The sequence below is a fragment of the Pantoea sp. AG1095 genome, assembly GCF_003208415.1.
GTDB classification, from domain to species: Bacteria; Pseudomonadota; Gammaproteobacteria; order Enterobacterales; family Enterobacteriaceae; genus Pantoea; species Pantoea leporis.
This window is the reverse complement of record NZ_QKMJ01000001.1, coordinates 1,014,596-1,038,305: the sequence shown is the minus strand read 5'-3', so window position 1 is coordinate 1,038,305 and position 23,710 is coordinate 1,014,596. Positions and strand designations below refer to the sequence as shown.

General features: G+C 56.0%; 20 protein-coding genes and 1 pseudogene. 10 read left to right on the top strand and 11 right to left on the bottom strand.

What is annotated here, in order from left to right; translation table 11 throughout:
• Positions 1-169: 169 nt before the first annotated feature.
• The 3 genes from DEU53_RS04930 to tpx all read right to left on the bottom strand — a co-directional run bounded on the left by DEU53_RS04930 (position 170) and on the right by tpx (position 4,372).
• Positions 170-2,206, bottom strand: a complete 2,037-nt coding sequence (locus DEU53_RS04930) for a TIM-barrel domain-containing protein (RefSeq protein WP_110866228.1) — start codon at positions 2,204-2,206, stop codon at positions 170-172.
• A complete protein-coding gene (locus tag DEU53_RS04925; RefSeq protein WP_110866227.1) occupies positions 2,203-3,582 on the bottom strand; it encodes a glycoside-pentoside-hexuronide (GPH):cation symporter in 1,380 nt (459 codons plus the stop codon). The genes DEU53_RS04930 and DEU53_RS04925 overlap by 4 nt, the downstream gene beginning before the upstream one ends.
• 286 nt (positions 3,583-3,868) lie before the next feature.
• Positions 3,869-4,372: a thiol peroxidase gene (tpx, locus tag DEU53_RS04920; RefSeq protein ID WP_101764298.1), complete on the bottom strand. Its 504-nt coding sequence runs from the start codon at positions 4,370-4,372 to the stop codon at positions 3,869-3,871.
• Positions 4,373-4,526: 154 nt separating this feature from the next.
• On the opposite strand from tpx, the gene ycjG reads away from it, so the two are divergent.
• Positions 4,527-5,513, top strand: a complete 987-nt coding sequence (gene ycjG, locus DEU53_RS04915) for an L-Ala-D/L-Glu epimerase (RefSeq protein WP_101764299.1) — start codon at positions 4,527-4,529, stop codon at positions 5,511-5,513.
• Here ycjG and mpaA read toward each other — a convergent pair.
• Complete coding sequence (gene mpaA / locus DEU53_RS04910) at positions 5,482-6,195, bottom strand: murein tripeptide amidase MpaA (protein WP_101764300.1); 714 nt, start codon at positions 6,193-6,195, stop codon at positions 5,482-5,484. The two genes, ycjG and mpaA, sit on opposite strands and share 32 nt — an antisense overlap.
• Positions 6,196-6,404: 209 nt before the next feature.
• On the opposite strand from mpaA, the gene DEU53_RS04905 reads away from it, so the two are divergent.
• The 3 genes from DEU53_RS04905 to DEU53_RS23030 all read left to right on the top strand — a co-directional run bounded on the left by DEU53_RS04905 (position 6,405) and on the right by DEU53_RS23030 (position 9,531).
• Entirely contained in the window at positions 6,405-8,024 is a 1,620-nt protein-coding gene (locus DEU53_RS04905; RefSeq protein WP_110866226.1) for an ABC transporter substrate-binding protein, read from the top strand.
• A gap of 121 nt (positions 8,025-8,145) precedes the next feature.
• Positions 8,146-9,129: a zinc transporter ZntB gene (gene zntB / locus DEU53_RS04900; protein WP_110866225.1), complete on the top strand. Its 984-nt coding sequence runs from the start codon at positions 8,146-8,148 to the stop codon at positions 9,127-9,129.
• A 255-nt stretch (positions 9,130-9,384) separates the two neighbouring features.
• A complete protein-coding gene (locus DEU53_RS23030; RefSeq protein ID WP_167391210.1) occupies positions 9,385-9,531 on the top strand; it encodes a hypothetical protein in 147 nt (48 codons plus the stop codon).
• Positions 9,532-9,581: 50 nt separating this feature from the next.
• Here DEU53_RS23030 and ttcA read toward each other — a convergent pair whose 3' ends face one another.
• Positions 9,582-10,517, bottom strand: coding sequence for a tRNA 2-thiocytidine(32) synthetase TtcA (gene ttcA / locus DEU53_RS04895; RefSeq protein WP_101764303.1), 936 nt, complete (start codon positions 10,515-10,517; stop codon positions 9,582-9,584).
• Between the two features lie 282 nt (positions 10,518-10,799).
• On the opposite strand from ttcA, the gene DEU53_RS04890 reads away from it, so the two are divergent.
• On the top strand, positions 10,800-11,000 hold the full coding sequence (locus DEU53_RS04890; RefSeq protein ID WP_008106442.1) for a DUF2767 family protein: 201 nt from the start codon (positions 10,800-10,802) through the stop codon (positions 10,998-11,000).
• Between the two features lie 56 nt (positions 11,001-11,056).
• On the opposite strand, the pseudogene nifJ reads toward DEU53_RS04890, so the two are convergent.
• Positions 11,057-14,584, bottom strand: a pseudogene (gene nifJ / locus DEU53_RS04885) (pyruvate:ferredoxin (flavodoxin) oxidoreductase).
• Positions 14,585-14,722: 138 nt separating this feature from the next.
• Entirely contained in the window at positions 14,723-15,379 is a 657-nt protein-coding gene (locus DEU53_RS04880) for an MgtC/SapB family protein (protein ID WP_061718808.1), read from the bottom strand.
• Positions 15,380-15,568: 189 nt separating this feature from the next.
• On the opposite strand from DEU53_RS04880, the gene DEU53_RS04875 reads away from it, so the two are divergent.
• Positions 15,569-15,841, top strand: a complete 273-nt coding sequence (locus DEU53_RS04875) for a DUF333 domain-containing protein (protein ID WP_061718809.1) — start codon at positions 15,569-15,571, stop codon at positions 15,839-15,841.
• A gap of 16 nt (positions 15,842-15,857) precedes the next feature.
• Here DEU53_RS04875 and DEU53_RS04870 read toward each other — a convergent pair whose 3' ends face one another.
• Positions 15,858-16,850, bottom strand: coding sequence for a 2-hydroxyacid dehydrogenase (locus DEU53_RS04870; protein WP_101764305.1), 993 nt, complete (start codon positions 16,848-16,850; stop codon positions 15,858-15,860).
• Positions 16,851-17,021: 171 nt separating this feature from the next.
• Here DEU53_RS04870 and DEU53_RS04865 point away from each other — a divergent pair, with 171 nt between their 5' ends.
• Genes DEU53_RS04865 through DEU53_RS04850 form a run of 4 tightly spaced genes read left to right on the top strand, consistent with a single transcriptional unit; the run spans position 17,022 to position 21,506 of the window.
• The gene (locus DEU53_RS04865) at positions 17,022-19,640 is read left to right on the top strand and encodes a YdbH family protein (RefSeq protein ID WP_110866224.1); all 2,619 of its coding nucleotides are present in this window, start codon (positions 17,022-17,024) and stop codon (positions 19,638-19,640) included.
• Positions 19,637-19,825, top strand: coding sequence for a YnbE family lipoprotein (locus DEU53_RS04860; RefSeq protein WP_008106429.1), 189 nt, complete (start codon positions 19,637-19,639; stop codon positions 19,823-19,825). Before DEU53_RS04865 ends, DEU53_RS04860 begins: the two co-directional genes overlap by 4 nt.
• Positions 19,826-19,836: 11 nt before the next feature.
• Positions 19,837-20,157, top strand: coding sequence for a YdbL family protein (locus tag DEU53_RS04855; RefSeq protein ID WP_101764307.1), 321 nt, complete (start codon positions 19,837-19,839; stop codon positions 20,155-20,157).
• A gap of 35 nt (positions 20,158-20,192) precedes the next feature.
• Positions 20,193-21,506, top strand: coding sequence for an MFS transporter (locus tag DEU53_RS04850; protein ID WP_110866223.1), 1,314 nt, complete (start codon positions 20,193-20,195; stop codon positions 21,504-21,506).
• Positions 21,507-21,511: 5 nt separating this feature from the next.
• Here the strand turns inward: DEU53_RS04850 and DEU53_RS04845 are convergent, their stop codons facing one another.
• The 3 genes from DEU53_RS04845 to DEU53_RS04835 form a co-directional block, all read right to left on the bottom strand.
• Positions 21,512-22,171 carry an NAD(P)H-binding protein gene (locus DEU53_RS04845; protein WP_110866222.1) on the bottom strand — a complete coding sequence of 220 codons (660 nt, stop codon included), beginning with the start codon at positions 22,169-22,171 and terminating at the stop codon, positions 21,512-21,514.
• A 48-nt stretch (positions 22,172-22,219) separates the two neighbouring features.
• On the bottom strand, positions 22,220-22,924 hold the full coding sequence (locus DEU53_RS04840) for a GNAT family N-acetyltransferase (RefSeq protein WP_199559673.1): 705 nt from the start codon (positions 22,922-22,924) through the stop codon (positions 22,220-22,222).
• Between the two features lie 89 nt (positions 22,925-23,013).
• Complete coding sequence (locus DEU53_RS04835; protein ID WP_110866220.1) at positions 23,014-23,613, bottom strand: FMN-dependent NADH-azoreductase; 600 nt, start codon at positions 23,611-23,613, stop codon at positions 23,014-23,016.
• Between the last annotated feature and the right edge of the window lie 97 nt (positions 23,614-23,710).

The following is a 23,710-nucleotide window of genomic DNA, read 5'->3' as shown; positions in this document are numbered from 1 at the left end:
TCCCCGAATGGTCCGTTGGCACAACGTGAAAGCCGAAGGTACCGCGCTAGCGGCGCGAGGACGGCCCGTGACGCAGCAGATGTGTCAGTGCCCGCACCAGATTTAAAGCAACATGTTCTCTAACTGACAAGCATTACGCCGTTCATGGCGACCTTTCGTAAATCTGCATCTACTCTGGCACGCGGATGTCTACCTGACTTCCTGCTCTCGTAAACACCGGAATTTCACTCAGTGGCGCGGCGACGCTGATGCGTTGGCCGCCTTGATAGCACTCACCATTGCGGGTAATCCATTGTTCACCAGCAGGTAACCACACTTCACGTTCACGCTGCCCGGCGTGCAGTACCGGCGCGACCAGAAGGTCGCGGCCCAGCAGATACTGATCTTCCACTTGCCAGCTCTCTGGCTGCTGCGGGTAGTGATAGAACAGCGGGCGCATCACCGGATCACCGAGCTCATGCGCTTCGCGCATCAGGCCATCAATATAGGGGCGAATCTGCTCACGTTGCAGCAGGCAACTTTTCATCAGCGCGTAATTCTCCTCACCGTAACTCCATACCTCATTGGGTGAGCCGCTGTTGCACTGCGCAATGCCATCGCGCCAGGTTTCTTCAGGTGCAATTTGTGGCTCGCGGTAACCATGCAAACGCATCACCGGACAGAATACCGCCCACTGGAACCAACGGATCAACAGTTCATGAAACGCCGGATCATGAATATTCCCGCCCTGAAAACCGCCGATGTCGGTGGTCCACCATGGAATACCTGCCATCGCCATATTCAGCCCGGCAGTGAACTGATTACGTAAGGCATGGAACGAGGAGTGAACGTCGCCCGACCAGGCAAGCACGCCGTAACGCTGGCTGCCCGCCCACGCGCAGCGCACCAGATTGACGATCTCGCTCTCGCCCTGTTGTTGCAGACCTTCATAAAATCCGCGGGCAAACAGCTGCGGATAGATATTGCCCACTTCCTGTACCGGACCGAGATGATAGCGGTAATTATCAAAATCGTAGGCGCGGTATTCTGGCTCTGCTTCGTCGAGCCAAAAAGTGCGGATGCCGTGGTCATAATAATTGCGCTTAACTTCCTGCCAGACGAACTCGCGTGCGGCGGGATGCGTGGCGTCAAAAAAGGTGGTGTTGCCCATAAAATCAAGGTTCACCGATACGCCGCGCTCGCTGTTAACCAGCAAGCCTTTGGATTTCATCAGACGATAGTTATCACTGCGGCTATCCACCGTGGGCCACACCGACACCATGGTTTCGATGCCCATCTCTTTCAGCTCCTGCACCATGGCACGCGGATCCGGCCAGTCGCGCGCATCGAAACACCAGGTTCCCTGATTTGGCCAGTGGAAAAAGTCGATGACGATCACCGAGAGCGGTAGCTGCAGGCGGCGATATTCGCGCGCGACCTCCAGCACTTCCTGCTGAGTGCGATAGCGCAGTTTGCATTGCCAGAAACCGGTCGCGAAGCTGGGCATCATCGGTGCTGTGCCAGTGGCGCGGCCATACTGACGCACGATCTCAGCGGGTGTGTCGCCTGCGGTGATCCAGTAATCCATCTGATCGGTTACTTCGGCTTGCCAGCGCGTGCCGTTTTTACCAAAGGTCACCTCGCCGATGGCCGGGTTATGCCACAGCAAGCCGTAGCCCAGATTGGATACCATAAACGGCACGCTGGCCTGCGAATTGCGCTGTGCCAGCTCAAGCGTGCAGCCTTTCAGATCGAGACAATCCTGCTGATACTGGCCCATGCCATAGATTTTCTCTTCGGCACGCGCTTCAAAGCGCACGCTCAGCTGATATTTCCCTCCCGGAATCGGTCGAAAGGCGCGCGCATCCAGCTTCAGGGCGCTGATGTATTTGTCCTGGCTCTTTTCGCTGGCACCGATGCCCACGGTGCTGCGCTGACGCCAGAACTCCTCGAGCAGCAATTCGCCGTGCTGATTATAGAAAGCCAGCTGGCCGCGAATATTCAGCGTGGCGGTGATATTGCCGTTACGCAAGCTGAGAGATTCATGCTCGCGCTGGATCTCCACCTCGCAAGCCGCAGGCGATAACAACGCCCAGTCATGGTCGATCAGTTCGGGCTGACAGGTGGCTCGTACTCGCAGGCTATGCGCGCCCCAGGGTTCGATAACCAGCGTCTGACGGTCAAATGTCCAGATAATACTCTGGGATTCGGCGCGTAATTCACTCATGACAACTCCTGTGGTTGTAAAAGGGGGGAAGCAGTGGCAGCCGGTTGGGCTGACACTTTGTGCTGATTGATGGTGCGCATGGTGGCATCGTTAAGTTTGTAGCCGCGCATCGCCAGCGCGCTTAACAGCGACAGCAGGCCGGGAACCACCGAAAACAGCGCCACGATGGCCATCATGGCGGCGGGTTGCTGATGCGGTGCCTGAGCGACGTAACCGCTCAGGCCAAGCGTCCAGCCGACAATCGCGCCGCTAATGGCCATGCCCATTTTCAGTACGGCGAGCAGAGTCGAGAAGACGGTGCCATCGAGGCGTTTTCCCTGACGATATTCACCGTAATCCACCACATCGGCCATCATCACCCACATCAATGTGGTGGTGACCTGATAGAAGCTGGAGACGATGAATGTCATGCCAACCAACAGCGCCAGCGAGCCGGGCAGGAACACGATGCTGATGCTTAGCCCGCCAGCAGTAATGGCGCTGAGCGTAAAGGCGGTGATTTTGTTCAGGCGGCGCGTCAGCAGTTTCGCCAGCACGCTACCGACGTTTTTGCCGACAATATGCGCGGCCAGTAGCCACATGAAGAGGCTGGCATCACCCAGAAAATAGGTGACGTAGTACATCATCGCGCCGAGCCGCACCACGCCGAATGAGATATTGCAGAACACCAGCAACGCGACCACGCGCCACTGATCGTTACGCAGCAAATCGCGCAGATCGGCAAGAAAGTTGCCGTGGTTAGCGGGAGCATTGATGCGTTCGCGTGTATTGAGAAAACAGATAAAAAACAGCAAGGTTGCCAGCGTCGCCATTATCGACATTGCTGCGAAGTAACCGTCCAGTTTGTTACCGCCACCCAGCCAGGTGGCGAGCGGGATCATCAGGAAAGTGGACATCGCGCCGCCCAGCGTGGCGAGGAAGAAGCGCCATGATTGCAGGGAGATGCGCTGATTATCATCGGCGGTGATAATCGCCCCCATCGAGCAGTAAGGAATATTGATGGCGGTGTACATCAGCATCATCAGGCTGTAGGTCACGGCGGCGTAAATCATCTTGCCAGTCAGCGACAGGCTTTCCGGTACCGCATAAATCAACATACAGCTGACGCCGAACGGTACCGCGAGCATCAATAGCCAGGGACGGAATTTGCCCCAGCGTGAACGGGTTCGGTCAGCCACCATTCCCATCGCCGGGTCGATCACCGCATCGGCGACGCGCGCCAGTAAAAACAGCGTGCCGACAAAGATCGCGGGCAAACCCACCACATCGGTGTAGTAAAAGGTGAGAAAAATAATGACATTATCGATGGCGATATGGCTGGCCATATCACCGAGGCCGTAACTAAACTTTTCTTTAATGGATAAGCTTGCTTGCATAAAGATTCCCGCCTGTCTTTGAATCGCTTAAGTGCAATTGACGGTTAGTTATAGGTAGCGATGCTGATGGGAACAATTGCGGGATTTGTTACGGGTTTTATGTTTTTTAATTAATGTGATACGGGTAACAAGAATCACAGTAAAAATGCAACAGGACGGGAAGAAGTGCTACGTATCGCGATAAATCAACAGGTTGAAAATAGAGCCATCCTGAAGGCGAGCATAAAAAAAAGCACCGACGCGTTAATCATTCGGTGCTTTCTGTTTCGCCTGGCAGGCGAGAGAATTACTTCAGCGCAGCCAGCGCGGCATCATAGTTTGGCTCTTCGGTGATTTCATTCACCAGCTCGCTGTAAATCACTTTATCGTTTTCATCCAGCACCACCACCGCACGTGCGGTCAGGCCTTTCAGCGGGCCATCAGCAATCGCCACGCCATAGTTTTCTTTGAACTCAGCGCCGCGCAGGGAAGAGAGCGTGATCACGTTGCTGACGTTCTCTGCGCCACAGAAGCGTGACTGAGCGAAAGGCAGGTCGGAGGAGATGCACAGCACAACCGTGTTGTTCGCTTCACCTGAACGCTCGTTAAACTTACGCACCGATGCCGCACATACGCCAGTATCAATGCTTGGGAAAATGTTCAGAACTTTGCGTTTGCCTGCATAATTAGCCAGGGATACGTCAGTAAGATCTTTTGCGACCAGGTTGAAAGGTTTAGCTTGCTCGCCAACTTGTGGGAACTGGCCTGCAACCGGCACCGGATTGCCCTGAAAGTGAACAGTCTGAGACATGCGATTTCCTTTTTTAACGATGAAATATCTGACTTTTGGAACGTCAGAACAGGTATAGCGCTTGTTTATGACATAATTTTTAAGGGTTTACGAGCGCATTTCCTGGCGATAATCGAGCCGGCTCGCATTTAAGCGACGGATTTAAGGAGAAATAATGAGAACAGTGAAGAGTTATCCGGAAGCCTGGCCGTTACATTCGCCGTTTGTTATTTCGCGCGGCAGCCGCACCGAGGCGCATGTTGTGGTAGTGGAAATCGAGCAGGATGGCGTTAAAGGCGTTGGCGAAGCGACGCCTTACGCGCGCTACGGTGAAAGTGAGGAGTCGGTGCTCAAGCAGATCGCCTCGCAGCTGAGCGCGTTGCAAAGCGGCATGACGCGAGAAGCGCTGCAACAGGCGTTACCGGCGGGCGCGGCACGCAACGCGATTGACTGCGCAATGTGGGATCTGGCACGACAGCAGCAGGGCGAAAGTCTGGTGCAATTGTGCGCGGTGCAACTGGCTGAAGAGATTGTCACCGCACATACCATCAGCATCGATACGCCAGATGCGATGGCCAGCAGCGCGCAGGCGCTGTGGCAACATGGCGCGCGTTTACTGAAGATCAAAATGGACGATCACCTGATCAGCGAACGTTTGGTGGCGATACGCAGCGCGGTACCGGACGCGACTTTGATTGTCGATGCCAACGAATCCTGGCATGCCGAAGGCCTGGCGGCACGCTGTCAGCTGCTGGCCGACCTCAATGTCGCGATGCTGGAACAGCCGTTGCCGGCCGCAGAAGACAGCGCGCTGGGCAACTTTATCCATCCGCTGCCAATCTGCGCCGATGAAAGCTGCCATACGCGTGAAAGCCTGCCGCAGCTGAAAGGGCGCTATGAGATGGTGAATATCAAGCTGGATAAAACCGGCGGATTAACGGAAGCGCTGGCGCTGGCAGAGGCGGCGCAGCAGCAGGGATTCGCGATTATGCTCGGCTGCATGCTCTGCACGTCGCGGGCGATTCGTGCGGCATTACCGCTGACGGCGCGCGCGACCTTCGCGGATCTCGACGGTCCAACCTGGCTTGCGGCCGATGTTGAACCGTCGCTGCATTTCTCTCACGGCGTACTCAAGCCGCTGGCTGCCAGCGCAGCAGATTGATCATCGCTTCCAGATAGACTTCGGTGGCTTCGTCCACCGAAATCGGCGGCATCTCGGCGGTAATGCATAACAGACCGAGATCGTCGCACCAGCTGCCAAACGAACCCGGCGTAGCATAACCCACGCTGCTCACCACCGGCAGCGCGGTCTGCTGCGCCAGCCACTGCGCTAATTCGCTGTGGTGCGGATCGTCAATGCAGGCCAGCGGTTCATGCCACGAAACCACCCAACGCGGTTTGATCTGATGAATCAGCTGGCACAGCGCGCGGGTTTCTGGTTCGGAAGAGGGCGCTGATCCGGTTGAAAGCACCACATCACGCTCATCCGCTTCGCTGTTCCAGCGATACACCGTGTCGCCATGCTGCCAGTTAGCGGCGGGGAAATTACGGTTAAGATCGACGCCGTTGGCGTTGGCGCGCAGCCCCAACTGACAACCATCGGGATTGACCGCCAGAACAACGTGATGACGCCGCAGCGCGTCCGGCAAGGTGCGCATCGCGCCCGATAAGGTGGCAATCGCGGCATTCTCGTCGCCGTGCGTGCCAGCAATAATCAGCCCGCTTTCGGCATCGGCGGCGGGTGCCGGAAACCACAGCAGCGGTGCACCCAGCACCGATTGCCCGTATTGTTGCCAGACAGCGTCCAGCTTGCCGCGCAGCGGACGTGGATGGTATGACGACATGACGTTCCTCTATGAAATGCTTCCAACACCGCCAAAAGCCTTCTGGCGCTCAAGGTAAAAATGTGACCGGGAATCCAGCCTCAACATAACGGTAAATAGCCTGCGGGGAAATAGCTATATATCAATCAGCAATTTGCGATAAAGTGCCAAAAGTTGCTGGCGACACAATCTCTTCGCGGTCGCCATTTTTTTCGCGTAAAGGAGTGGTGATGAAACTAACGTTCCGCAAAACGCTGACTGCCTTAATTGTAGCCAGTGCTGTCTCACCCGCATTCGCCGCCAACGTGCCGTCGGGCGCACAGCTGGCCAGCATCCAGGAAATTGTTCGCCATATTAAAGATGAACCCGCTTCACTCGATCCGATGAAGGCGGTTGGTTTGCCAGAAATTCAGGTGATGCGCGATCTGTTTGAAGGGCTGACCAATCAGGACGCCCACGGAAACATCGTGCCGGGCGTAGCGCTAAGCTGGAGCAGCAACGACAATAAAACCTGGATGTTTACCCTGCGCAAAGATGCGCGCTGGTCAAATGGCGAGCCGGTTACCGCGCAGGATTTTGTCTACAGCTGGCAACGTTTAGTTGAGCCGAAGAACAGTTCGCCGTTTGCCTGGTTCGCCGCCTTAAGCGGCATTGAAAACGCCGAAGCAATCACCAAAGGACAGATGAGCGCCGATAAGCTGGGCGTGACGGCAACCGATGCGACCCACCTTAAGGTGACATTGTCACGTCCTGTGCCGTGGTTCCCGAGCATGGTCGCCAACGCCGCGATGTATCCGGTATCGAAGCAAGTGATTGAAAAAGAAGGCGATAGCTGGACGTCACCGGGCAAGCTGGTGGGCAATGGCGCTTATCAGCTGCAGGATCGCGTGGTGAACGAAAAAATTGTATTGGTGCGCAACGCTAACTATTGGGATGACCAAAAATCGGTGCTGACGAAAGTCACGTTTATTCCGATTAATGAAGAGTCCAGTGCTACCAAACGCTATCGTGCCAACGATATCGATATCACCGAATCCTTCCCGAAAAACATGTACGCGCTGCTGAAAAAAGAGTTGCCTGGTCAGGTGTATACGCCGGATCAGCTTGGCACCTATTACTACGCGTTCAATACCGAGAAAGGGCCAACCGCTGATGTACGCGTGCGCAAGGCGCTGTCGTGGAGCATCGATCGTCGCATCATTGCGGAGAAAGTATTGGGCACCGGCGAGAAACCGGCCTGGCACTTCACGCCGGACGTTACCGCCGGTTTCACCCCGATGAAGAGCTATCTGCAGCAACATAGCCAGCAGGAGCTGAACGCGCAGGCCAAAGCATTGCTGACAGCGGCAGGTTATGGACCGGGCAAACCGCTGCATTTGACGCTGCTCTACAACACCTCGGAAAGCCATCAGAAAATTGCTATCGCGGTGGCGTCAATGTGGAAGAAGAATCTTGGCGTGGATGTCACCTTGCAAAATCAGGAGTGGAAAACCTATATCGACAGCCGTAATAGCGGCAGTTTCGATGTGATCCGCGCGTCATGGATCGGCGATTATAATGAGCCTTCAACCTTCCTCAGTCTGCTGACCTCGACCCACACCGGCAATATCGCGCGCTTCCGCAGTGCCGATTACGATGCGGTGATCACCAAAGCCAGCACTGAAACCAGCGTGGCGGCGCGTAACACCGATTACAACAAAGCCGAGCAGATCATCGCCGATCAGGCACCGATCGCGCCGATCTACCAATACACCAACGGCCGCTTAATCAAGCCGTGGGTGAAAGGTTATCCGATCACCAATCCTGAAGACGTGGCGTACAGCCGCGAGCTGTGGATTGAGAAGCATTAATCCCGCACATCCGCAGGCGGTGATTGTCACCGCCTGTCATCTTTGCTCACAGCCTGATGATTGCAACTGGTCTGCGCCACGCTAGACTGTATCGTATTGATTTTGATAGTGAGGCGAGTTCGTGAACGTCATTGAAGGAAAAGCGTTACAAGTATCCGATGCCATTGTGTCCTGTCAGTTGGATGGCGCAGGCGGCATGATTCCCATCGAAGATAAAGACGTCATCAACTGCGAACGTCCCTGCTGGTTGCACCTCAATTACACCCAACGGCAAAGTGCGGAATGGCTGCAAAACACGCCGCTGATCCCCGATTCGGTGCGTGATGCGCTGGCGGGTGACAGCATGCGTCCGCGCGTGACGCGGCTCGGTGACGGCTTCATGATTGTGCTGCGCAGCGTGAACCATAACGCCGATTCACTTCCCCATCAGCTGGTGGCGATGCGCGTATTTATCAACGATAAGCTGATTGTCTCGACGCGCCGGCGCAAAGTGTACGCCATTGATGCCGTGCTGACCGATCTACAACAAGGTAACGGTCCGGTTGACGGCGGCAGCTGGCTGGTGGATGTGTGCGATGCGTTAACCGATCACGCCAGCGAATTTATCGAAGAGATGCACGATAAAATTATCGAGCTGGAAGATGCGCTGATGAATCAGGAAGTACCAGCGCGCGGCGATTTGGCGCTGCTGCGTAAGCAGCTGATTGTGATGCGTCGTTATATGGCACCGCAGCGCGATGTCTATGCGCGGCTGGCTATCGAGAAGATGGCGTGGATGAACGACGACGATCGTCGCCGTATGCAAGAAGTTGCCGATCGCTTAGGTCGCGGATTGGACGATCTCAATGCCGGCGTGGCGCGTACTTCGATTCTGGCGGATGAAGTGGCGTCAATCCTTGCGGAATCGATGAACCGCCGCACTTACACCATGTCGTTGATGGCGATGATTTTTTTACCGGCAACGTTTCTTACCGGCTTATTCGGCGTCAACCTCGGCGGCATTCCGGGCGGCAATTGGGCGCTGGGCTTTACCGCTTTCTGCGTGCTGCTATTGGTGATGGTTGGCGGCGTGGCAATATGGCTGAAACGGCGGAAATGGTTGTAAGGCAGAAAAGCAGATTAAACCTGATCGATATCAATATCCCGCCAGCGCAATCGGGGCAAACTCTTTCCCGCAGGTGAATGCAACGTCAAGCGATGGGCGTTGCGCTCCATATTGTCTTACTTCCTTTTTTGAATTACTGCATAGCACATTTGATTCGTACGACGCCGGCTTATCCGCCGGCTTTTTTTTGCCCGCCTGGCTTGCTCGGCCAACCTTTCCTATGCTTAAAGGACATTCAGCGACAAGGAGAAGGGCATGCAAGAGATCATTGCCAGCGAACCGATTCCTACCGATCCACCACCGATTCCCGAACCGATTCCACAACCGCAGCCGATACCACCCGCACAGCCACCACACGATCCCGAATTCCCACCGATTCAGGATCCACCGCCGCACCGTTAATAAAAAAGGCGCGTAGCCGAAGCGACGCGCCTTTTTTGCAGCAAAACCTATTACTTAATTTCCAGCACATCAAGACGCACGCTGAGATTCGGCGCATCATCCTCTTCTGGCTGCCAGCCCGCGGGCTGCACCGGCAAGCTTTCGCGATCAAACGCCAAATCACCGCCATCCACCACGGCATCACCGTGTTTGATGCCTTTGAAATCGAACAGATTAATGTCGGCCATGTGTGATGGCACCACATTCTGCATCGCGGTAAACATGGTTTCGATACGGCCCGGATAACGTTTATCCCAGTCACGCAGCATGTCGGCAACCACCTGACGTTGCAGATTCGGCTGCGAACCGCACAGGTTGCACGGAATGATCGGGAACTGGCGCGCTTCCGCAAAACGAATGATGTCTTTCTCGCGGCAGTATGCCAGTGGACGAATCACAATATGTTTACCGTCATCGCTCATCAGTTTTGGTGGCATGCCTTTCATCTTGCCGCCGTAGAACATGTTGAGGAACATAGTCTGCAGAATATCGTCGCGATGATGACCTAAAGCGATTTTGCTACAACCCAACTCGGTGGCGGTGCGGTACAGAATACCGCGGCGCAGACGCGAACAGAGCGAGCAGGTAGTTTTGCCTTCAGGAATCTTATCTTTAACGATGGAATAAGTGTCTTCGTTAACGATGTGATACTCAACGCCCTGTTGTTCCAGATAGGCTGGCAGAATATGCTCCGGGAAACCGGGCTGTTTCTGGTCGAGATTCACTGCTACCAGCGAGAAATTCACCGGCGCGCTCTGCTGCAAATTACGCAGGATCTCCAGCATGGTGTAGCTGTCTTTACCACCAGACAGACAAACCATGATGCGATCGCCTTCTTCAATCATGTTGAAGTCAGCAATGGCTTCGCCAACGTTGCGACGCAAACGCTTCTGCAGTTTGTTGAGGTTGTACTGCTCTTTTTTTGTTACTTCTTGATTTTCTGACATTATTTTCACGCTTGAGAGTGAAGGCGAGGGCCGTTAGCGGCTGAAGCAATCTTCAACGGCAATAAACCCTATAAACATGACTGCGTATGGTACGGATTGCGGGCGCGAATGCTAGCCTGAAGTGATCTCTTTTCTGATGATAACTCAATGCGCTTGAGACAAAGGCGCACACTTTGTCAGAACAATCTGGCTATTTATTGATCTGGGCAAATATTTACCTCATCTGGGCCTGACAGGATGGCCGAAGTGCTTTTTTTACTTTCTTTAGGTGAGGAGCGGCAAATGCAAACGTACGATATGGTTTTTGAAGAGGCGTGTCGGCTGGTGGGGCAATGTTATCTGGAGCTGGCACAGCGTGGCGCAGCAACCGAAAAAGAGGTGCTAGCCAGCGAGTTGCGCAATCTACAGTTGCGCTATCGTGAACTCACCGGCTCACCGAATCGGGCGGTAGAGATGGCCATCGTTCAGCTCAAGCCGTGTTAATCCATCAACATTAACCCAGCAAAGAAACGCCCGGCCATCGCGCCGGGCTTTTTCATCTACTCGCTTTTCTCGGTTTTCTCGGCTAACTCGGCCAGCCGCTGATAACGCTGACTGGCGGCTACCGTTGCATCACGCCACAGCTGCGACGCTTCTTCTGGCCGCTGAGTTTGCAATTGGCGGAAACGCTGCTCGTTCATTAATGCTTGTTCGAGTTCCGAGGTCGGCGGACGCGAATCCAGCGCCAGCGCGGCTTTACCTTGCTCGGCGCGTCGAGGATCAAAACGATAAAGCGGCCAGAAACCGCTGGTGGTCAGCAGGCGCATCTGCTCGTGGCTATAAGCCAGATCGTAGCCATGCTCTTCACACGGGCTGTAAGCGATGATCAGCGAGGGTCCCGGCCAGGCTTCCGCTTCCTGAATCGCTTTCACGGTTTGATTGAGCTGCGCGCCCAGCGAAATCTGCGCCACATACACATGCCCATACAGCAGCGTCGACATGCCGAGATCCTTGCGCGCCTTGCGTTTCCCCTGTTCGCCAAACTTGGTCACCGCGCCGAGCGGCGTCGCTTTTGATGCCCGGCCGCCGGTATTGGAGTAGCACTGCGTATCCAGCACCAGCACGTTGACGTTTTCGCTCAGGCTCATCACGTGATCGAGGCCGCCGTAGCCAATGTCGTACGCCCAACCATCGCCACCAATTAGCCAGACTGATTTCGCCACCAGCGCATCCGCTGCTTCGTTTAGGGCTTTGGCTTCATGCTGCGGTGAAGCCGCGAGCAGGGCGCGCAGCTGTGTAATCTGCTCGCGTCGTTGCGATATGGTGACGTTGTCACATTTTAATGCGTCAACCAATGCCGCCGGTAGCTGCGCAGCGCATTGATCAAGTAGTCTGAGCGCGCGCTGTTTCTGCTGGTCGACGCTCAAGCGGAAGCCCAGACCAAATTCGGCATTATCTTCAAATAGCGAATTCGCCCACGCCGGACCGCGACCTTCAGCATTGGTGGTGTAAGGCGTAGAAGGCAGATTGCCGCCATAAATGGAGGAGCAGCCGGTGGCATTGGCAATCAGCAGGCGATCGCCATACAGCTGCGTCAGTAGTTTGATATAGGGCGTTTCCCCGCAGCCCGAGCAGGCACCGGAATATTCAAACAGCGGCGTGATCAGCTGCGAGGTGCGGATATCAATACGTTCCAGCTGCTCGGCGGTGATCTCCGGCAGCGCGAGGAAGGCATCGTAATTGACCTTTTCCGTCTCAACATGCTCCAGGCGTGATTTCATGTTGATGGCTTTGATTTCTGGATGCTGGCGGTCGCTGGCCGGACAGACTTCCACACACAGATTGCAGCCGGTGCAATCTTCAGGCGCCACCTGCAGCACGTATTTCTGTCCGCGCATATCGCGCGATTTAACATCCAGTGAAGCGAGCGAAGCTGGCGCATCTTCCAGTGCTGCAGGATCAACCACTTTGGCGCGAATGGCTGAGTGCGGGCAGGCGGCGACGCAATGGTTGCACTGCGTACAGAGTTCGGGCTGCCAGATCGGCACGGCTTCGGCGATATTGCGCTTTTCCCATTGCGTGGTGCCAACTGGCCAGGTTCCATCAGGCGGCAGCGCCGAAACCGGCAGTTTATCGCCAAGGCCGGCAAGCATCGCTGCGGTGACGGTTTTGACGAAATCCGGCGCGCTATCGGCTACCACCGGCGGGCGATGCGGACTGCGATCGTCTACCGGTTGCAGCGGCACCGTCTGTAGCGCTTGTTGTGCCATCGCTAGCGCTTGCCAGTTGCGCTGCACCAGCTCTTCGCCTTTGCTGCTGTAGCTGCGCGCAATGGCGTTTTGCAGTTCAGTTAATGCGCTATCGCCTGGCAAAATCTGGGTCAGCTGGAAAAAGGCCATCTGCATCACGGTGTTGATGCGTGCGCCCAACTGGCATTCGCGCGCGATACGTGCAGCGTTGATCACATAAAATCGCGCCTGTTTGTCGTTGAGCTGGCTCTGCACTTCCTGCGGCAGGCGCGGCCACACTTCCTCAGCGCTGTAGGGCGTATTGAGTAGAAAAATCCCGCCCGGTTTAAGCTGATCGAGCATCGAATACTTATCGATAAACTGCAGCTGATGGCAGCCAATGAAGTCGGCTTGCTGAATCAAATAGGCGGATTGAATCGGATATTCACTGACGCGCAGATGGGAAACCGTCAGGCCGCCGGCTTTCTTCGAGTCGTAGACGAAATAGCCCTGCACCTGCCACGGCGTGGCGTTACCGATTATCTTCAGGTTGTTTTTACTGGCGCTGACGCTGCCGTCGCTGCCCAAACCATAAAACAGCGCTTCAAGCCGTGCGCGATTCGGCACGATATTGGCTTCCAGTGGCAGCGAAAGATGGGTGACGTCGTCGTAAATGCCGACGGTAAAACGCGCTGGCGGTGTTTCGCGCAGCAAGGCACGAAAAACCGCCAGCACCGCATCGGGTGCGAACTCTTTCGACGACAAACCATAGCGACCGCCGATTACCTTCGGCAGCGACGCCCGCTCGCCACGGCTGTAAGCTTCAGCCAGCGCGGTCATCACATCCAGGAATAGCGGTTCGCCGAGCGCGCCGGGCTCCTTGGTGCGATCGAGCACCGCAATCCGCTGGGCGGAAGCGGGGATCTTTTGCAGCAAATGCGCCGCCGAAAACGGGCGATAGAGGCGCACTTTAACCAGCCCGACTTTCTCGCCGCGCTGCAGCATCTCATCAATCGCCTCTTCAGCCTTGCCGCAGCCGGAGCCCATCATCACCATTACGCGCTCGGCCTGCGGATGGCCGTAAAACTCAAACGGCTGATAATGGCGGCCGGTATTTTCGCCAAACGCGGTCATTGCAGCCTCAACGTGCTGGGTGCAATCGTCATACCAGCGGTTGGTGGCTTCGCGTGACTGGAAATAGGTATCAGGATTGGCGGATGTGCCGCGAATCGTTGGACGATCCGGCGTCAATGCACGGGCGCGATGGGCGTTGATTGCCTCGGCGGGCATCAGCGCCTGCAAGGTTTCATCGCTGAGCGGCACGATCTTGTTGATCTCGTGCGAGGTGCGGAAGCCATCAAAGAAGTGGATGAAAGGGATGCGGCTATTCAGTGAGGCGATTTGTGCAATCAGGGCAAAATCCTGCGCTTCCTGCACGCTGGAGGCGCAGAGCTGCGCGCAGCCGGTTTGTCGTACTGCCATGACATCGGAGTGATCGCCAAATATCGACAGCGCGTGCGTCGCCACGGTCCGCGCCGCGACGTGCAGCACAAACGGCGTCAGCTGGCCCGCCAGTTTGTAGAGCGTCGGGATCATCAACAGCAATCCCTGCGACGAGGTGAAGGTGGTTGAAAGTGCGCCGGTTTGCAGCGCGCCGTGCACCGTGGCAATCGCGCCGCCTTCAGATTGCATCTCGACCACGCGCGGCACATCGCCCCAGATATTACGGCGGCCTTCGCCGGACCAGCTATCCGCCAGCTCGGCCATGGTTGAGCTGGGCGTGATGGGATAAATGGCAATCACTTCGCTGGTGCGGAAGGCGACTTAAGCCACTGCACCGTTACCGTCGACGGTAATCATAAATCGTCCTTTGCTACGCTGAGAAACCCGCAAACTTTACGGGGGTTATCAGTTCAGTTTAGCAAAGGGCCAAGACGCGACTTTTTCATCTGTGTGCTGGCGAGATGGCAGCGCACCGCAATCTAACATTGATGATTTTTACATCATCTCCAGCGATTGAACGCCTTTGATTTCCATCACTTTGTCATAGATATTATGCATTGGTGTACGTCGTGACAACGTCACCTCAACGCTCAGTTCGCACAGACCAACCTCTTCATCACGGTTAACTACGGCGATGTGACCGTAACGCACATTTTCGCGTTGCAGCACCAGCAGCACCAGCGGCACGCTTTTGGGTTTGAGGTGCACCAGCAGCGTATGGTGACGGCCAATCAGCCAGTGACTGATGCGACGGAACGTCTCCAGCACCACCAGCGCCAGCACGGTGCCGTAGATACCGATTTCATACATGCCGCTACCGATCACCAGACCAATCGCCGCCGTCACCCATAAACCGGCGGCGGTGGTGAGACCTTTCACCACTTGCTTTTGAATGATGATGGTACCGGCGCCGAGGAAGCCCATGCCGCTCACCACCTGCGCCGCAATACGGCTGGGATCGAGCGCTACATGGTCGCTGACTAACATATCGGCAAAGCCATATTTCGATACCAGCATAAACATCGCGCTGCCGATACCGACCAGGATATGGGTGCGCAAACCGGCCTCTTTGGCGCGCAGCTGCCGCTCTAGCCCAATCAGTCCGCCGAGAATTCCAGCCAGCGCGATGCGGATAAGCATATCCGTCAACATCGTTCTCTCCTTAGTTATTGAAAAACAAACCCTCCGCCGGGCGAAAAGGGCGGAAACATCTCAAACAGGATAATTCTGCTTGCAAACAATGAAATTAAATTTTGTAAAAAGCTGTGTCGCCTATCGATCCCTCAGCGCACCTGACATATGCTGGTGCGACTTTTTCGCTCAATCCCCGGAGCCCCATCGATGAAAGCCGCTCTCTTCCTGCTGGCTGGCGCCACCTTGTTACTTTCTGCCTGCAGCAGTAACAGTGACAACGAACCGCCGCAACAAGCTACTGCCGCCCACGTACAACCGCGCGTTGTGATGTCATCAATGGCTGAAGTGAATTGCAGTAATGCCGGGGGATCGCTGGCGTTTTCGCGTCAGTTAGACGGTTCACGCATCGGTATGTGCCAGTTGGCGAATGGTCGTCGCTGTGACGAACAGGCGCTAATGGGTGGAAGCTGCGCCCGCTAAGGCAGGCGCAGAAGGGTTAAGCGGTGACCTGATTCGGGCTGATTTCGCCGCGTTCCAGCTGTTGCAAGTTGCTGAGCGTGGTTTCTGAAATTGCCGTCAAGGCTTCGGCGGTCAGGAAAGCCTGATGGCCGGTGAACAGCACGTTGTGACAGGCCGACAGACGACGGAACACATCATCCTGAATCACGTCATTCGATTTGTCTTCAAAGAACAGATCGCGCTCGTTTTCATACACATCCATTCCCAGCGAACCAATCTTCTGCTGCTTAAGCGCATCAATTGCCGCTTGTGAATCAATCAAACCGCCACGGCTGGTGTTGATGATCATCACGCCATCTTTCATTTGGCTGAACGCCTGCGCGTTGAGCAGATGGTGGTTTTCCGGCGTAAGCGGACAGTGCAGCGTAATCACATCGGCTTCAGCGAACAGCGTTTTGAGATCGACATATTCCGCGCCCAGCTCCAGCGCCGCCTGGCTTGGATAGGGATCGAACGCTAACAGGCGCATGCCAAATCCCTTGAGGATACGCATCGCCGCGATACCAATCTTGCCAGTTCCAACCACGCCCGCGGTTTTGTTATGCATGTTGAAGCCGGTTAAGCCATCCAGCGAGAAGTTAGCGTCGCGCGTGCGTTGATAGGCGCGGTGAATGCGACGATTCAGCGTCATCATCAGGCCAACCGCATGTTCCGCCACCGCTTCTGGCGAATATGCCGGGACGCGCACCACGTTTAAGCCGAGCGCTTTCGCCGCCGCCAGATCGACGTTATTGAAACCGGCACAGCGCAGCGCAACGTGCTTCACGCCCAGCGCCGCCAACTCTTCCAGCACCTCTTTGCTGGCATCATCGTTGACGAAAATACACACCGCATCACAGCCCGCGGCGTTCTTTGCCGTCGCCGGTGTCAGCAGGAAGTCAAAAAACTGCAGCTCAAATCCGTAGCTGTCGTTGACGTGTTCAAGGTATTTTTGGTCGTAATGCTTGGTGCTGTAAACCGCAACTTTCATTGTTTCGCTCCTGAAAAATGCAACGTCGGTATCACAACAGGATAACGTTTTCCGCGTCATTTTGCTGTGCTTCAGCCAGACTATGTCGCTAACACCTTCATTTGCCGGACGTAACATGCCATCATTTGGCTCCTCGTCAGGATTGTGTAAAGAACAGGAACGTTAACTGCCATGACGCGTGGCCTTCGCCGAACACTTGCTGCGCTGCTGGCGCTGATACTGCTGCTATTGGGATTGCTGCTGACGCTCACGCAATGGTTGCCGCGTCTGGCCGGTATCTGGCTGCCTGAAAACACCCGAGTGGAACTTAACGGCACGCCGCGCTGGCAGCAAGGCGCGCTGCATTTCCCGTCGGTGCGCTATTTGGCGGGCGATTGTGTACTGGCAAACGTCAGCGATGCGGCGCTCGGCTGGCAGCAAAAGCGCTGGCAACTCAGCGCGGGTGAAGTCCAACTCAACAGCGACTGCCTGCAATCGCTGCCGCACAGCGAAGCGAGCGGTGCGCCGCGCAGCCTGGCTGACTGGCAGAAGATGTTGCCTGGCGCCGATGTCCACCTGCAAAAAATCACCATTCTGCCGTGGCAACAATATGCCGGGCGTTTCGATCTCACCTTAAATAACGATGTGCAGCGGCTGCATTATCAGGGCGACAACCTGAGTGTGGATGCGCGGTTGCAAGGCCAGCTGCTGCAGATTGCCCAGCTGCAGCTCAGTCATCCTTTACTGCCCAAACCGCTCAACCTGCATGGCGATGTCACCTTGCCAACCTTTGCCGATGGCTTGCCGGTAGCGGGCGAACTCAGCGCTGACCTCAATGTGGTGCAGTGGCCGCAGCCGCTGGCCCTGACGCTTAACTGGCGGCAACAGCAAGGCACCTTGACGGTGAAGCAGCAGGATGTCGATCAGCCGCTGCTGCAGCTGCCGTGGCAGGTCGATGAGCGGCAGATTCGTATTACGCAAGGTCAATGGCGCTGGCCGCAGGCCGATCAGCCGCTATCGGGTGGCGTGGCAGTAACGCTGGAAAACTGGCAGCAAGGACTGGAAAACACGCTGGTCAGCGGGCGATTTAATTTGCTGACGCAAGGGCGCGGCGGTAAAGGCAATCTGGTATTAAGCGTTGGCCCTGGCAAACTGAGCATGGTCGATAGCGCCTTGCCGTTCCAGTTGACCGGCGAGAGCAAATTCGCCGATCTGCAGCTGTTTGGCAGCATGCCGGGCTTACTGCACGGCGTGCTGACCGATCCGCAATTGACCCTGAAACAAGGCGCGCTGCTGCGTTTGCGCGGTCGCTTGCTTTCAACGCTGGAAGTGGATGAAGCGCGCTGGCCGCTGGCGGGCGTGACGGTGGCGTCGAGCGGAATTAATGGTCGCCTGCAGGCGATACTTAAGGCACACGATCCCAGCTTTGGTCGCTTCAGGTTGCATCTCGATGGCCGCGCCAGCGATTTCTGGCCCGACAGCGGCGTGTGGAACTGGCGTTATTGGGGGGACGGCCTGATCGAGCCGCTCACCGCCAAATGGGACGTGAAGGGCACCGGCAGCTGGCAGGACACCTTGATCAGCCTCGACACGCTGAATACCGGTTTCGATCAGCTGGCGTACGGCATGGTGCAAGTGGCTAAACCGCGCCTGACGCTCAATGCGCCGGTGCGCTGGCAGCGCGATCCCTCGCATCCGGCGTTTAACGGTGGCTTCACGCTCAAATCCGGTCAAACCCAGTTCAGCTACGGCGGCTGGCTGCCGCCATCAGAACTCAATTTTGAAGCCAAAGGCAGCGATCCCAGCCAGTTTATCTGGCGCGGTCAGCTGACGGCGGAGGATATTGGCCCGGTACGCGTGCATGGCCGCTGGGATGGCGAACGTCTGCGCGGCGAAGCCTGGTGGCCGGCGCAATCTTTGACGGTGTTCCAGCCGCTGCTCAGCAGCGATTTAAAAATGCGTATCCAGTCGGGTGAACTGCGCGCGCAGGTGGCATTCTCGGCGGCTAGCGAGCAGGGCTTTGAAGCGGGCGGTCACTGGACGGTGAAAAACGGCAGCCTGTGGATGCCGGACAGTGAAATCAACGGCATCGATTTCTCGCTGCCGTTCCGGCTGAAGGATCATCAATGGCAGCTTGGACGGCGCGGCCCGGTTTCACTGCGTATCGCCGAAGTAAAAAATCAGTTCTCGCTGCAAAATATCACCGCCGATTTGCAAGGTCACTATCCATGGCAGGAGCGTCAGCCGCTAACGCTCAGCAATGTCAATCTCGATCTGTTAGGCGGACACGTCAGCATGCCCGAACTGCGCATGCCACAGCATCAAGCGGCGCGCGTCTCGCTGAAGGAGATCAATCTCAGCAAGCTGGTCAGCGCGATCAAACCCAAGCAGTTTGCCATGTCTGGCAAGGTCAATGGCGAATTGCCGCTGTGGGTGAATAATCCGCAATGGCTGGTTGAAAAGGGCTGGATCGCCAACAGCGGTCCGCTCACTTTTAGGCTGGATAAAGATATGGCGGACGCGATTGTCAGCAATAACTTTGCGGCCGGAGCGGCGCTGGATTGGCTGCGCTACATGGAAATCTCGCGTTCATGGGCCACTATCGATCTGGATAACTTCGGCAATCTGATCATGCAATCGGAAGTGAAAGGCGTTAGCCAGTTCAGTAACCGCCGACAGACCGTTAATCTAAACTACCGGCATCAGGAAAATTTGTTCCAGCTGTGGCGCAGCCTGCGCTTTGGCGATAATTTGCAATCCTGGGTGGAGCAAAATGCCACCTTACCCTCGAAGAAGGATCCCCAACCATGAGCCTCAGGGCATTACTGGTGCTGGCAGCCTGGCTGCCGCTGATTGGCTGCGTGCCGCGCATTGAAGTTGCGGCGCCGAAAGAGCCCATCACCATCAATATGAACGTCAAAATTGAGCATGAGATTCACATCAAGGTGGATAAAGATGTGGAAGCGCTGCTGAAGAATCAGAGCGGACTGTTTTGAGGAGAAGCATGATGAAACGCAAGGGGATCGCGCTGCTTGCGGCGCTGCTGCTGATGCCGTCTGCCTGGGCGCTCACGCTGGATGAGGCGCGTCAACAGGGGCGCGTGGGCGAAACGCTCAGCGGCTATGTGGCGGCGCGTCAGCAGGACGAAGAAACGCTGGCGCTGGTCAAGCGCATCAACGATGGCCGCCTGCAGCAATATCAGCGCGTGGCGCAGCAAAATAACCTGACTGCCAGCGAAGTGGCGCGCATCGCCGGCGAAAAGCTGGTGAACCGCGCAGGTAGCGGCGAGTATGTGCGCGGCATCAATGGGCAGTGGCTGCGTAAGTAAGGTTTATCCGCAGATAATCTTTTTGGGAGCTTAAAATGCCAATGCCTCAAACGACAACGGATGCACAGAAGCGCGCCTTAATCGCCGGTTCAGTGGGCAATTTCATTGAATGGTACGAGTTTGCGGTTTATGGCTTTCTCGCGACGGTGATCGCGCAGAACTTCTTTCGCCTGCAAGGCGAAGCCGAGCTGACCGGCATTATTTTGACCTACGCTTCCTTCGCCATCGCCTTTTTCTTCCGTCCGTTGGGCGCAATATTTTTTGGCCGCATGGGCGATCGTATTGGGCGCAAGCCGACGCTGATTTTTGTCTTGATCATGATGACGCTGGTAACGACCGCGATCGGCATTATTCCCACCTATGCCAGCATTGGCGTGGCGGCGCCGCTGATCATTACCGGTCTGCGTATTCTGCAGGGCTTGTTTGCTGGGGGGGAATACGGCGGTGCGGTGTCACTGATGACAGAGTTTGCCCCCAAAGGGCAGCGAGGACGTTACGGTGCCTGGCAATCATTCACCGTGGCGTTGGGCCTGCTGGCGGGCGCTGGCATTGTCGCGTTGCTGTCGGCGGTGTTGAGTGTGGATCAGATGCACAGTTGGGGCTGGCGCATTCCCTTCTTCCTCGCCTTGCCGATGGGGATGGTGGCGCTGTGGCTGCGCTACAGCATGGAAGAAACGCCCAGCTTCGTGCGTCAGCAGCAAACGCAAAAAGCGCATCAGCCAATGGCGGTCAGCGCCAGTTTTGGCGCGACGCTCAGGATTATCTTGCTGGCAATCAGCCGCGTGATGGTGTGGTCAGCGGCGGGCTATACCTATCTGGTGATCATGCCAACCTATCTGCAATCTTCGCTGCACACCGGCTTTAACCAGGCGCTAATGATTGCGGTGATCTCCAATCTTGGCTTTGCCGCCACCATCATTCCAGCGGGCATGCTTAGCGATAAAATCGGACGCCGCAGCGTGATGGTTATCGCGGCATGTTTGTTGCTGGTGCTGGCATTGCCGTTACTCAAAGTGTTGCAGGCCGATTCCTCAACGCTGTTGATCAAGGCGCTGGTGGTGTTTGTGGCGGGTGGAATTGTGGGATTGCTGGCAGGACCGGGCCCGGCAATGTTAGCTGAAATGTTCCCCACGCGCGTCCGCTATACCGGGCTGGGGCTGGCCTATTCACTCTCTAACGCAGTTTTCTCGGGGTGTGCTGGACTGATTATCACCTCCCTGATTAAGCAAACGGGGAATCTGGATATCCCCGCCTGGTACATCATGGTCACGGCTGCAATCAGTATTCCGGCGCTGATGACGCTAAACAAAAAAGACCATCTGCGTTCGCTGGATGAAGCAGATGGTTGAAGACGCTAGCGTGTTGCCAGTTGCTTAACTGCTTCATGCACCGGCACTTCACCGCCGGTTAATTCAATGATCATCCGGCTGACCGCCGGTTGATCGATGATTTCAGCCAGCGTCGCCGCCACGTCATCGCGAGGAATATCGCCATACGGGATGGCCAAACCAGCGCGCACCCGGCCTTGGCCTTGCTCATCCGTTAGCGTGCCGGGGCGTAAAATCACCCAATCCAGATCGCTTTGCGCCAGCTCGACATCTGCTGCTTTCTTCACGCGCATGTAGTTTTCGAAGCTGGCGGAGAGGTTTTTGTTTCTGCCGGCTTCAGGGAAAGCCGACACCAGCAGAAAGCGTGAGATGCCGGCCTGCTGCGCGGCAGCAACCGCGGTGGTTAATCCTTTGCCATCAATGGCGTTCGTCATCTCTTCACCGCCTTTGCCACCGGCACCGGCGGTAAAGACCACCACATCGCTGCCCTTCATCAACGCGGCCAGCGATGTTGCGTCCAGCGCGGTTAAATCGCCGTTAACCGGCTCTGCACCCCGTTCACGCAAAGGCTGCTCTTGTTCCGCTTTGCGAAACAGCGGACGCGCAACGTGCCCGTTTGCGGCCAGCAGTGATGCCAGACGACGGCCAATGTTGCCTGCGCCGCCAATGATAAATACCTTGGACATGAGTACCTCTTCAATTGCGTGGATAACAGCGAGTCAGTATAGCCAACGTCAATCTGCGGAGAAAAAGCAGCGCAGCTTTTGCCTTTCGCGTCCGTGCTGATCCATATTCTCCACCGCCAGCCATTGGCTTAAAGCCTGCTGAATCGGCGGCCATTCACCATCAATGATCGATAACCAATCGGTATCGCGATTGCGCTGTTTGCGCGTCATGGCCTGACGAAAACGACCTTCAAAGGTAAAGCCGATACGTTCAGCTGCGCGTCGGGACGCCAGATTTAGGGAATCACAACGCCAAGCCACGCGGCGATAACCGAGCGCGAAGGCCTGCTGCAACAGCAGATATAACGCTTCAGAGCCCAATACGTTGCGCTGCATCAGCGGCGACCAGGTCACATGGCCAATCTCAATCGCGCCGTTCTGCACGTCGATATTGGCGAAACAGACCGCGCCAACCGCTTGCTGATTAGCCTGATCGATCACCGCATAACTGACCAATCCACGGTCACCTATTTTGTTAGCAATCCAATCGTTCATCTCGGCTAACGATTGCGGCTGCGATGCGCCAAGCCAGGTCCAGTCGCGATCGTCGGGTGCCAGCAAAAAGGCGGCAAACAGGGCGGGCGCGTGATTGAGTTGAAGCGGTGTGAGATGGCAAAAGCGGCCAGTGAGAATAGCAGCGGGCGGGAAGATTGCGGGTTGCCAGTCGGGTAGCGCAAAACCGATAGGCTGACCATATTGATTGTGTTGTGTCACTTCATCTCCTTTCGCTGTGCTGAAAAATAACAGCAAAAAAAATGCCCGCCGGTTAAGCCTGACGGGCATTGATCATGCGAAAAAAATGATTACGCAGCAACGATTTGTTTGATGGCGTCTTTTGCATCGTTAGCCGCTTTGGTCGCCACTTCTGGACCATAAGCGATGCCTTCCGCGAACACGAACTCCACGTCAGTGATACCGATGAAGCCGAGGAACAGCTTCACGTATGGCGTTAGCAGATCGCTGGCCGTATCTTTATGGATGCCGCCACGGCTGGAGAGGATCACCGCACGTTTGCCGGTCACCAGACCTTCCGGGCCTGCTTCGGTGTAACGGAAGGTCACGCCAGCGCGGGCAATCAGATCGAAGTAATTTTTCAACTGAGTTGGAATGTTGAAGTTGTACATGGGTGCGGCAATAACCACGGTGTCATGGGCTTGCAGTTCAGCAATCAGCTCATCGGAGAGAGACAGCGCTTCCTGCTGACGTGGTGACAGTGGGGCATCGGATGGGCGCAGCGCGCCAACCAGCTCACCATCCAGCACCGGAATCGGCTGCGCGGCTAAATCACGTACGGTAACCGAGTCACCTTTAGCGCGTGCTTCGTCAGCGTAGAAGTCAGCCAGTTGATTTGACTGAGAGTAACCAGCGAGGATGCTTGATTTCAGAACTAAAACTTTGCTCATGGTATTTTCCTGTGCGTTACGCGGTTGGCTTACCGCTCAATGCTTTACACTGTACGGAGTTAGCCCGCGAGGTAAAAGCGCAATATTTCGAGATCAA

Excerpts from the sequence above, each read along its gene's own strand:
- DEU53_RS04860 (WP_008106429.1), top strand. The coding sequence starts at position 19,637 with ATGAGCCTCAGGGCATTACTGGTGCTGGCAGCCTGGCTGCCGCTGATT.
- DEU53_RS23030 (WP_167391210.1), top strand. The coding sequence starts at position 9,385 with ATGCAAGAGATCATTGCCAGCGAACCGATTCCTACCGATCCACCACCG.
- DEU53_RS04930 (WP_110866228.1), bottom strand. The coding sequence starts at position 2,206 with ATGAGTGAATTACGCGCCGAATCCCAGAGTATTATCTGGACATTTGAC.
- DEU53_RS04925 (WP_110866227.1), bottom strand. The coding sequence starts at position 3,582 with ATGCAAGCAAGCTTATCCATTAAAGAAAAGTTTAGTTACGGCCTCGGT.
- ycjG (WP_101764299.1), top strand. The coding sequence starts at position 4,527 with ATGAGAACAGTGAAGAGTTATCCGGAAGCCTGGCCGTTACATTCGCCG.
- DEU53_RS04890 (WP_008106442.1), top strand. The coding sequence starts at position 10,800 with ATGCAAACGTACGATATGGTTTTTGAAGAGGCGTGTCGGCTGGTGGGG.
- DEU53_RS04870 (WP_101764305.1), bottom strand. The coding sequence starts at position 16,850 with ATGAAAGTTGCGGTTTACAGCACCAAGCATTACGACCAAAAATACCTT.
- DEU53_RS04845 (WP_110866222.1), bottom strand. The coding sequence starts at position 22,171 with ATGTCCAAGGTATTTATCATTGGCGGCGCAGGCAACATTGGCCGTCGT.
- DEU53_RS04855 (WP_101764307.1), top strand. The coding sequence starts at position 19,837 with ATGAAACGCAAGGGGATCGCGCTGCTTGCGGCGCTGCTGCTGATGCCG.
- tpx (WP_101764298.1), bottom strand. The coding sequence starts at position 4,372 with ATGTCTCAGACTGTTCACTTTCAGGGCAATCCGGTGCCGGTTGCAGGC.
- DEU53_RS04905 (WP_110866226.1), top strand. The coding sequence starts at position 6,405 with ATGAAACTAACGTTCCGCAAAACGCTGACTGCCTTAATTGTAGCCAGT.
- DEU53_RS04865 (WP_110866224.1), top strand. The coding sequence starts at position 17,022 with ATGACGCGTGGCCTTCGCCGAACACTTGCTGCGCTGCTGGCGCTGATA.
- DEU53_RS04880 (WP_061718808.1), bottom strand. The coding sequence starts at position 15,379 with ATGTTGACGGATATGCTTATCCGCATCGCGCTGGCTGGAATTCTCGGC.
- DEU53_RS04875 (WP_061718809.1), top strand. The coding sequence starts at position 15,569 with ATGAAAGCCGCTCTCTTCCTGCTGGCTGGCGCCACCTTGTTACTTTCT.
- mpaA (WP_101764300.1), bottom strand. The coding sequence starts at position 6,195 with ATGTCGTCATACCATCCACGTCCGCTGCGCGGCAAGCTGGACGCTGTC.
- ttcA (WP_101764303.1), bottom strand. The coding sequence starts at position 10,517 with ATGTCAGAAAATCAAGAAGTAACAAAAAAAGAGCAGTACAACCTCAAC.
- DEU53_RS04835 (WP_110866220.1), bottom strand. The coding sequence starts at position 23,613 with ATGAGCAAAGTTTTAGTTCTGAAATCAAGCATCCTCGCTGGTTACTCT.
- DEU53_RS04850 (WP_110866223.1), top strand. The coding sequence starts at position 20,193 with ATGCCAATGCCTCAAACGACAACGGATGCACAGAAGCGCGCCTTAATC.